The organism is Streptomyces sp. NPDC058157, assembly GCF_042884105.1.
In the GTDB taxonomy this organism is placed as follows: Bacteria; Actinomycetota; Actinomycetes; order Streptomycetales; family Streptomycetaceae; genus Streptomyces.
The window spans coordinates 1-7,588 of the sequence record NZ_JBHVUQ010000285.1 but is presented as its reverse complement, the minus strand read 5'-3'; the positions used below and the strand labels follow the sequence as shown (position 1 = coordinate 7,588).

The window sequence follows — 7,588 nt, the reverse complement described above, 5'->3', positions numbered from 1 at the left end:
GCCCTGCTGGCCGGCCCGACGGCCTGCGGCCCGGCCACCGCGCGCACCGCGGCCCCCCGCGGCCCCCCCCGCGCCCCCCCCCCCGGGGGGCCGGCGGCCGCGCACGACGGGGCAGGAACCGCCGGCGCGGGCGGAACCGGTGCTCGTGCCGCCCGCGGTGCCCAGGAAGCAGGTGACCGTGCGGTCGCCGAGCAGCCAGCTGCTGGCCTGCGGATAGTAGTAGAAGACCTCGAGGTTGTTCGGCAGCTTCTCCGCCTCGCCCACGTAGTCGGTCAGCGCGGGACCGCCGCACTTCTCCTCGGACATCGTGACGATCTTGTCCGTGCCGGGGAACGCGCCGTTGTCCAGGGTGAACACCGCGTACGCCTCGCCCTCGTGGGGCTGGCCGCAGGGCACGGTCCGCACCGAGAGGCGGGCCTGCGTGCCGTCGCCCTTCTGGGTCTTCGACAGGTCGTCGTCGGTGTTGAAGCAGTCGCCCTTGCGGATGTCCTCGACCTTGCTGGATCCCGGCGTGGTGACCTGGCCGTGGGTGTCGCGCCGGGGGGTCGAGACCCCTTCGGCCGCCTTCGTCAGGCCGAGGACCACCGCCAGCGCGACGACGAGGAGGGTCGCGCCGTGGATGACCACGGCCGCGACGGCCAGGCCCTTGCCCCGGCCGCCCTCCTTGCGGATCTGGGAGATCGCGACGATGCCCAGGATCAGCGGCAGCAACGGTACCGGGCAGATCAGCGACAGCGCGAACGCCACCACGGCCGCCACGTTGGTCTTCTGCGGCGGCGCCGGCTGGTACCAGCCCTGCGGGTCTCCGTACGGCGACCCGGGCCCGGGCATCGCGCCCTGCGGCGCCGGGCCGGGCTGTCCGTACGGCCCCGGCTGCCCGTACGGCTGCTGCGGGTACGGCGGTGGCTGAGGGGGTGTCGACATGCGCGTGGTGCTCCTCGCGGGCGGGTGGGACAAGCCCGCTGACAGGGCGTCGAGCCACAGCGCGGGAACGGGTGAACGGATGATGTGACCATCGGCCGCGCCCTAGTATCCCCTGGCCGCAATCCGCCCTCCGCCCGGGCCGGAACGCCTACTCATCGGTCACGAACGGAGAAGCCCGCGCTCCCCGCCCGCACTTAGCCTGCCGGTCATGGCCGCACGGTTCGCGAGCGCCGCGCCCGCCGCGCCCCACGGACGGCCTGACCCGCGTTCAGGAACCGGTCCGGAGCCTTCCGGACCCGACGAAGAGGAGTCATCCGATGTGCCATCCCGCGTGGGCCCGCGCCCGCATCGCCGCCCTGAGCCCGGCCGAGGCCCCCGGCCCGGTCGCCGGTGAGGACGCGTCGCCGCCCGAAGCCGAGGACGAACCCCGCACCCCCGCCGGACACCGCCCCCCGGCCCCGGCCGTCGCCGGGCGCACGGGCGATCGCTGACATACGTCACTTCCGGCCCGCCCGGCCCGGCCCCACCCTGAGAGGGACGGGGAGCACCGGCGGGACGGGGGAGAGCGCGTGACGGAGCGGGAGCGGATGGCGGGCACCGTGACGGCCAGGCCCCCTGCGGCCGCGGTCCTGCGGGTGTGGGGGGTCTGCCTGGTCCGGTGGGCACTCCTGCGCCGGGCCGAAGCGGGCCTGCGGCACTCGGCGTCGACGCGGCAGCTGGTGCTGGTCATGGTGGTGACGGAGTTGGTGACCGCCTTCGTCCTCTCCTCGGCGCTGCCGCCCGCCGTACGGCCGGTGCACGCCGTGTGCGAGGTGATTCTGGTCCTGGCCGGGCTGGGACTCGTGGCCGCGCTGCTGCGGCATCCGCACACGGTGGACGACGACCACGTGACGCTGCGGACCGGGTTCCTCGGGGAGCTGGCCCTGCCCCGGGCGGCGGTGCGCTCCATGGCGCCGGCCGTCCGTACCGTGCCCGGCCGCGGCCCGCGCCCCGTGCCGGGCGAGCCGGGCGCGGTGGCCTGCTCGGTGGAGGCGTCCCTCAACGTCGCCCTGTCGCTGGACCCGCCCGTCCACCTGGACCTGGGCCGCGCCGGTCGGCGGGTGGTGACGACGGTCTACACCTCGGTGGACTCCCCGTCCGGCCTCGCGGCGGCGCTCCGCTCGCCCGTCAGGGGGCGCTGCGTGCCGGGAACGTGAACGTGTAGCCCTGGGAACGGAGCCAGGGGAGGTACTGGCGCAGGGCGGCCACGGTCTGGCTGCGGTCGCCGCCGCCGTCGTGGAACAGGACCGTGGGCAGCTCGGGCAGCTTGTCCTCCACGGCGGAGACGATGGCGGGCAGGCCGGGGCGGCTCCAGTCCTTGGGGTCCACGCTCCAGCCCAGCGGGCGCATCCCGGCCGCCGCGGCGACGGCCCGGCTCGCGGGCGTGAAGGCGCCGCCCGGCGCGCGGTAGTAGTTCACCGCGACGCCCGGTACGGCCGCCTCGATCATGGCCTTGCCGTCCAGGATCTGCCGGCGCTGGTAGTCGACCGGCTTGTGGTCCATCGTCTCGTCGTGGTCGGCGGAGTGGTCGCACAGCTGGTGCCCGTCGGCGGCGATCTCGCGCACCAGCTCCGGGTACTTCTGCGCCCGCGTGCCGATCAGGCAGAAGGTGGCCTTGACGTGGTTCTGCCGCAGTACGCGCAGCACCTGCGGGGTCCACGTCGGGTCCGGACCGTCGTCGACGGTGATCGCGACGGCCCGGCCCGTGCCCTGGGCGAGGCGGGATATGCCCTGCGGGACGGCGGCGCCGTGGACCGGCCGGGAGGAGGACGCCGCCGGAGAGCGGCCGGCGGCGGAGGAGTCCGCCGCGGCGAGGGCCGGGCCGGCAGCGGCCGCCAGGAGGCCGAGGACGGTCGCCGCCATCGCGGAGCCCGTACGGCGACGGCGCGCGGAACTGCTGCTCATGCCCATGGACGTGGTCTTCCTCTGCGTGTGTGCGTTCCCGTCGGCCGGTGCCGCGGTGCCCGCGGTGCCCGCCGTTCCGGCCGACGCGGCGGGCGGGGGCGCGAGGGCGTCTTCCCCGGATGTCCGCGGCGGCCGGCGTGACCGGAGCGCCGGGGGAGCCCCCGGCCGCCCTCTCGACGCTAGGGAGCCCTCCTGCCCCGGTCAAGGAAGCGTGGGACGGCTCACACCGGGCGAATCGGGCGGATCGCCCCCTCCTGCCGCCCGGCCGCTCCGGCCCCGGCCCCGGTTCCGGCCCCTGCTCCGGCCGGGAAGAGGACCGTGACGGTCAGGCCCCCGTCCGGTGCCGGATTGGCCTCCGCCCGCAGCCGGGCTCCGTGGGCACGGGCGATCGAGGCGACCAGCGAGAGACCGAGCCCGGCGCCCTCGCCCGCCGTGTGGCGGCGTTCGGCCCGGCGGCGGAACGGCTCCAGCAGCCGCGGTACGTCCTGCGGGTCGATCACCGGCCCGGTGTTGGACACCGTCAAGGAACCTCCCGCCGGCCCCCGCGCCGTGCTCACCTCGATCCGGCCGCCCGGCCGGTTGTGGCGTACGGCGTTGGTCAGCAGGTTGCGGATCAGGTGGTCCAGCAGGGCGCGGTCGCCCTCGACCGTCAGCGGCGCGAAATCGGTGACGGCCGTCAGCCCCTCGTGCGCGGTCGCGGCCAGGTCCGCCCCGGCCAGCTCCGCGAGGTCCACCGGCTCCGTGGCCTCCAGGCCCTCCTCCGACACGGCGAGCAGCAGCAACGACTCGATCAGGTGCTCACTGGAGTCCGCGACGCCGATCAGCCGTTCCCGGATCCTGGCCACCTTCTCCGGCGGCGGGTCCCCGGCCAGCCCGATCTCCGCCGCAGCCCGCTGCACGGCCAGCGGGGTGCGCAGCTCGTGCGCGGCATTCGCCGCGAACCGCCGCTGCGCCCCCACCAGGCTCTCCATCCGGTCGAGCATCCCGTCGAAGGTGTCCGCCAGCCGCTTGAGCTCCCCGGGCGGGGCCTGGAGGGAGATCCGCTCGTGCAGGTTGGCCCCCGACAGCCGGCGGGCCGTCTCGGTGATCACCCCCACCGGCCGCAGGACCCGGCCCGCCATCCACCAGGCCAGCCAGACGGACAGCACGGCGAAGACGGCGAGCGCGACGAGCGAGACCAGCAGGAGTTCGTGCAGGGTGGCCTGCTCGACGGCGGTGGAGAGGTTGCGCGTCACCGCGTATCCCCGGAACTCCGCCGAGGAGGGGATCCGGTCCGCCGGCAGCGACTGGGCGGGCACCGGTGTCCTGCCCGCCTCCACCAGGGCCTTCTCGAACTCGCCGCGCGGCACGGCCGTGGTGACGGCGCCGCTGATCCGGGCGTACAGCCCGCCCCGCAGCAGGAGGTTCACCAGGGCGATCAGGCCGCCGCCGGCCAGGACCAGCAGCGAGCCGTACAGCGCCGTGAGACGGGCGCGCTCGGAACGGAGCACCGCTCTCACAGCGGATCGGCGATCCGGTAGCCGGCCCCCGGCACGGTCTCGATCAGCAGCGGCTCGCCCAGCTTCGCCCGCAGCTTGCTGAGCGTGACCCGGACGGCGTTCGTCCGGTACGAGGTGTCCTGCTCCCACACCTGCTCGATCAGGTCGTCGTTGCCCAGCACCGCCCCCTCGGCCCGCAGCAGCGCCTCCAGCACCGCGAACTCCTTGCGGGACAGCGCGAGCCGCCGCCCGTCGCGGGTCGCCGTGCGCCGCGCCGTGTCCACGGCGACTCCGCACCGCTCCAGCACCGGCGGCAGCGCCGGATGCGCCCGCCGCCCCAGGGCCAGCACCCGGGCCAGCAGCTCGTCGTAGGAGAACGGCTTGGTGAGGTAGTCGTCCGCGCCCAGCCCCAGCCCCTCCACCCGGTCGCGCACCGTCCCCGAGGCCGTCAGCATCAGCACCCGCGTCAGCATCCGCTCCCGCACGACCTGGCGGCACACCTCGTCCCCGTGCAGCCCGGGCAGATCGCGGTCCAGCACGAGCACGTCGTACTCGCCCAGCCGCAGGCGCCGCAGGGCCTCCAGCCCGTCACCCGCCTCGTCGACGGCCAGCGCGTCACGGCGCAGCCCTTCCGCGATCATCTCCCGGAGGAACTCCTCGTCCTCCACCACCAGCACTCGCATGAGCCCTCTCTACTCGAAGGCCGCATTTCCTCGTCATAAACATGATCGGTGAAGGAAGCGAAACCGACCTCCCCGGCAGGCTGCGCCCCATGAACCGATCCTCGAGCATGACCATGACCGCGGCCGCCGTCGTCACCGGCCTGGCCCTCCTCGTGACCGCGTGCACGGGCGCCGGCACCTCCTCCGGCGGCGGCAAGGACGACTCCGCGCAGCACAACGCCGGAGCCTCCGGCAAGGGCGACGGCACGACCGGCGGCACCGGGACCTCCGGAAAGGACGCGGACAAGGCCCTCCAGGTACGCAAGTGCCTGCGCGAGCACGGCGTGGACGCCCCCGACCCGCAGCCCGGCCAGGACCCGCGCGGCATGACCCTCGGCACCGGCGGCGAGGACCCCGAGGCCGTCAAGAAGGCCTTCGAGGCCTGCGGGATGCAGGCCCCCGGCACCGGCGAGATGCCGCAGGCCGACAAGGACAAGGCCCTGAAGTGGGCCAAGTGCATGCGTGACAACGGCGTCGACGTCCCGGACCCGGAGTTCAAGGGGAACTCGACGAGCGCCACCAAGATCCCCGAGGGGCAGGAGCAGGCCTTCGCCGAGGCCCAGAAGAAGTGCCAGGTCGCGTGAGCCGGCGCGGGAAGTGGCTGCTCGGCTCCCTCGCCGTCGTCGTCGCCGCCACGGGCGGCGGCTACGCGGTGACCGCCCAGCCCCGTGCGGACCGGGCGGCGGACGAGGAACGGCACGCCGACGGAATGCCGCCGCGGACCGAACCGGTCCGCCGGAGCGACCTCAGCTCGGGCCTCACCGTCGAGGGCACCCTCGGCTACGCGCAGGAACGCCGGCTGGGCGCCCCCGGCCCCGGCGTCCTCACCTGGACCGCCGGCGCCGGCACGGCCGTCGAGCGGGACGGCCGGCTCTACGAGATCGGCGGCCGGCCGGTCCGCCTGATGTACGGGACCACGCCCATGTACCGGGCGCTCAAGACGGGCGACAAGGGGGAGGACGTCAAACAGCTCAAGCGCAACCTCGTCGCACTCGGCCACGGCACCGGCCTCGACCCGGACGACGCCACCTTCACGGCCGGCACCGCGACGGCCGTCAAGCGCTGGCAGAAGGCCCACAAGGCGCCGGAGACCGGCGAGGTCGGCAAGGAGGACATCGCCTTCGCCTCCGGACCGCAGCGGGTCCAGCGCAACGACAGCCAGGTCGGCGACGAGCCCGGTCCCGCCAAGCCCGTCCTCACCGTGACCGGCACCCAGCGGATGGTCCGCTTCCAGCTGGACGCCGCCAAGGCGGGCACGGTCAAGAGCGGGGACCTGGTGACGGTGACCCTTCCCGGCGGCGGCACCGCCACCGGGAAGGTCGACTCGGTGGGCAGCACCGCCAACCCGGACGGCGAGGGCAACGGCTCCGGCGGCTCCGGCGGCGGGGGCGGGGGCGGCGGGGCCGGCGGGAACGGCAAACCGAAGGTCCAGGTCACCGTGACCCTGGACGACGACGCCCAGGCCAAGGGCCCCGACCAGGCCCCGGTGTCGGTCCGGCTGACGGGCGAGACGGGCAAGGGCGTGCTCTCCGTCCCCGTCAACGCCCTGCTCGCCCTCGCCGGCGGCGGCTTCGGCGTGCAGGTCGTGGAGAACGGCGCCGTCCGGGAGGTCCCCGTGGAGCTCGGCATGTTCGGCCAGGGCCGGGTCGAGGTCAAGGGGGACGCCCTGAAGGAGGGCATGCGGGTGGGGGTGCCGAACGTATGACCACCGCGTCCCCCCTCCCCGGTGCCCCGCACGCCCCCGACGCCCGCCACGCCCGCGCGGTCGTGGAGCTGACTGGCGTCACCAAGGAGTACCCCGGCGGGGTCAAGGCCCTGCGCGGGGTGGACCTGACCGTCCTGGAGGGGGAACTCCTCGGCATCGTCGGCCCGTCCGGCTCGGGGAAGTCCACCCTCCTGCACATCGTCGGAACCCTGGACCGGCCGACCGCCGGCCGGGTCGCCATCGCCGGCCACGACGTGGCGGCCCTGTCCGACCGGGCCCTGTCCGCCCTGCGCTCGCGCCACGTCGGCTTCGTGTTCCAGTCCTTCCACCTCGTCCCCGGCATCAGCGCCCGGGCCAACGTCGCCGAGGGGCTGCTCTACTCCGGCCTCTCCCGGGCCGAACGCGGCCGCCGCGCGGCGGCCGCCCTGGAACGCGTCGGCCTCGGCGACCGGACGGAACACCGCCCGCACGAGCTGTCCGGCGGCCAGAAGCAGCGCGTGGCGATCGCCCGGGCCGTCGCCGGGCAGCCGGACCTGCTGCTCGCCGACGAGCCCACGGGCGCCCTCGACACGGCGTCGGGCCGGTCGGTGATGGAACTGCTGCACGAGCTGAACGGCGACGGGGCCACCATCGCCGTGATCACCCACGACCAGGAGATCGCGGCGAGCCTGCCCCGGTCGGTCCGGATCCGCGACGGGGAGATCGTCTCCGACGCCTGGCACCGGCACCCCCGGACCGCGTCCCGCACGCACCCCGGCCCGGGGCCGGAGGGCCTGGATCGTGCCCACGGCCAGGGAGGGGGCGTCGGTGGCAGC

General features: G+C 75.1%; 9 protein-coding genes. 5 read left to right on the top strand and 4 right to left on the bottom strand.

The features are described from left to right. Positions 1 to 924: septum formation family protein (locus ACFVXK_RS35730; protein WP_389620622.1), on the bottom strand; the 924-nt coding region annotated here is incomplete at its 3' end. 317 nt (positions 925 to 1,241) lie between these two features. Between ACFVXK_RS35730 and ACFVXK_RS35725 the strand changes: the two genes are divergently transcribed. Together ACFVXK_RS35725 and ACFVXK_RS35720 are read left to right on the top strand one after the other, a co-directional pair. Then, complete coding sequence (locus ACFVXK_RS35725) at positions 1,242 to 1,415, top strand: hypothetical protein (protein WP_389620619.1); 174 nt, start codon at positions 1,242 to 1,244, stop codon at positions 1,413 to 1,415. A 78-nt stretch (positions 1,416 to 1,493) separates the two neighbouring features. Beyond that, a complete protein-coding gene (locus ACFVXK_RS35720; protein WP_389620616.1) occupies positions 1,494 to 2,120 on the top strand; it encodes a hypothetical protein in 627 nt (208 codons plus the stop codon). Here ACFVXK_RS35720 and ACFVXK_RS35715 read toward each other — a convergent pair. The 3 genes from ACFVXK_RS35715 to ACFVXK_RS35705 form a co-directional block, all read right to left on the bottom strand. Then, complete coding sequence (locus tag ACFVXK_RS35715; RefSeq protein ID WP_389620613.1) at positions 2,092 to 2,868, bottom strand: polysaccharide deacetylase family protein; 777 nt, start codon at positions 2,866 to 2,868, stop codon at positions 2,092 to 2,094. The genes ACFVXK_RS35720 and ACFVXK_RS35715 overlap by 29 nt on opposite strands. 221 nt (positions 2,869 to 3,089) lie before the next feature. Next, positions 3,090 to 4,358 carry a sensor histidine kinase gene (locus ACFVXK_RS35710; protein ID WP_389620610.1) on the bottom strand — a complete coding sequence of 423 codons (1,269 nt, stop codon included), beginning with the start codon at positions 4,356 to 4,358 and terminating at the stop codon, positions 3,090 to 3,092. A gap of 5 nt (positions 4,359 to 4,363) precedes the next feature. After that, positions 4,364 to 5,029 carry a response regulator transcription factor gene (locus tag ACFVXK_RS35705; protein ID WP_389620607.1) on the bottom strand — a complete coding sequence of 222 codons (666 nt, stop codon included), beginning with the start codon at positions 5,027 to 5,029 and terminating at the stop codon, positions 4,364 to 4,366. An 89-nt stretch (positions 5,030 to 5,118) separates the two neighbouring features. On the opposite strand from ACFVXK_RS35705, the gene ACFVXK_RS35700 reads away from it, so the two are divergent. The 3 genes from ACFVXK_RS35700 to ACFVXK_RS35690 all read left to right on the top strand — a co-directional run. Beyond that, a complete protein-coding gene (locus ACFVXK_RS35700) occupies positions 5,119 to 5,652 on the top strand; it encodes a hypothetical protein (protein ID WP_389620604.1) in 534 nt (177 codons plus the stop codon). Further along, positions 5,649 to 6,773 (top strand): peptidoglycan-binding protein, encoded by a 1,125-nt coding sequence (locus ACFVXK_RS35695; RefSeq protein ID WP_389620602.1) that lies wholly within the window; start codon positions 5,649 to 5,651, stop codon positions 6,771 to 6,773. Before ACFVXK_RS35700 ends, ACFVXK_RS35695 begins: the two co-directional genes overlap by 4 nt. Next, positions 6,770 to 7,588 (top strand): ABC transporter ATP-binding protein (locus ACFVXK_RS35690; protein ID WP_389620599.1); only part of this gene is annotated, 819 nt, incomplete at its 3' end. The genes ACFVXK_RS35695 and ACFVXK_RS35690, both read left to right, overlap by 4 nt.

Excerpts from the sequence above, each read along its gene's own strand:
- ACFVXK_RS35725 (WP_389620619.1), top strand. The coding sequence starts at position 1,242 with ATGTGCCATCCCGCGTGGGCCCGCGCCCGCATCGCCGCCCTGAGCCCG.
- ACFVXK_RS35715 (WP_389620613.1), bottom strand. The coding sequence starts at position 2,868 with ATGAGCAGCAGTTCCGCGCGCCGTCGCCGTACGGGCTCCGCGATGGCG.
- ACFVXK_RS35705 (WP_389620607.1), bottom strand. The coding sequence starts at position 5,029 with ATGCGAGTGCTGGTGGTGGAGGACGAGGAGTTCCTCCGGGAGATGATC.
- ACFVXK_RS35700 (WP_389620604.1), top strand. The coding sequence starts at position 5,119 with ATGAACCGATCCTCGAGCATGACCATGACCGCGGCCGCCGTCGTCACC.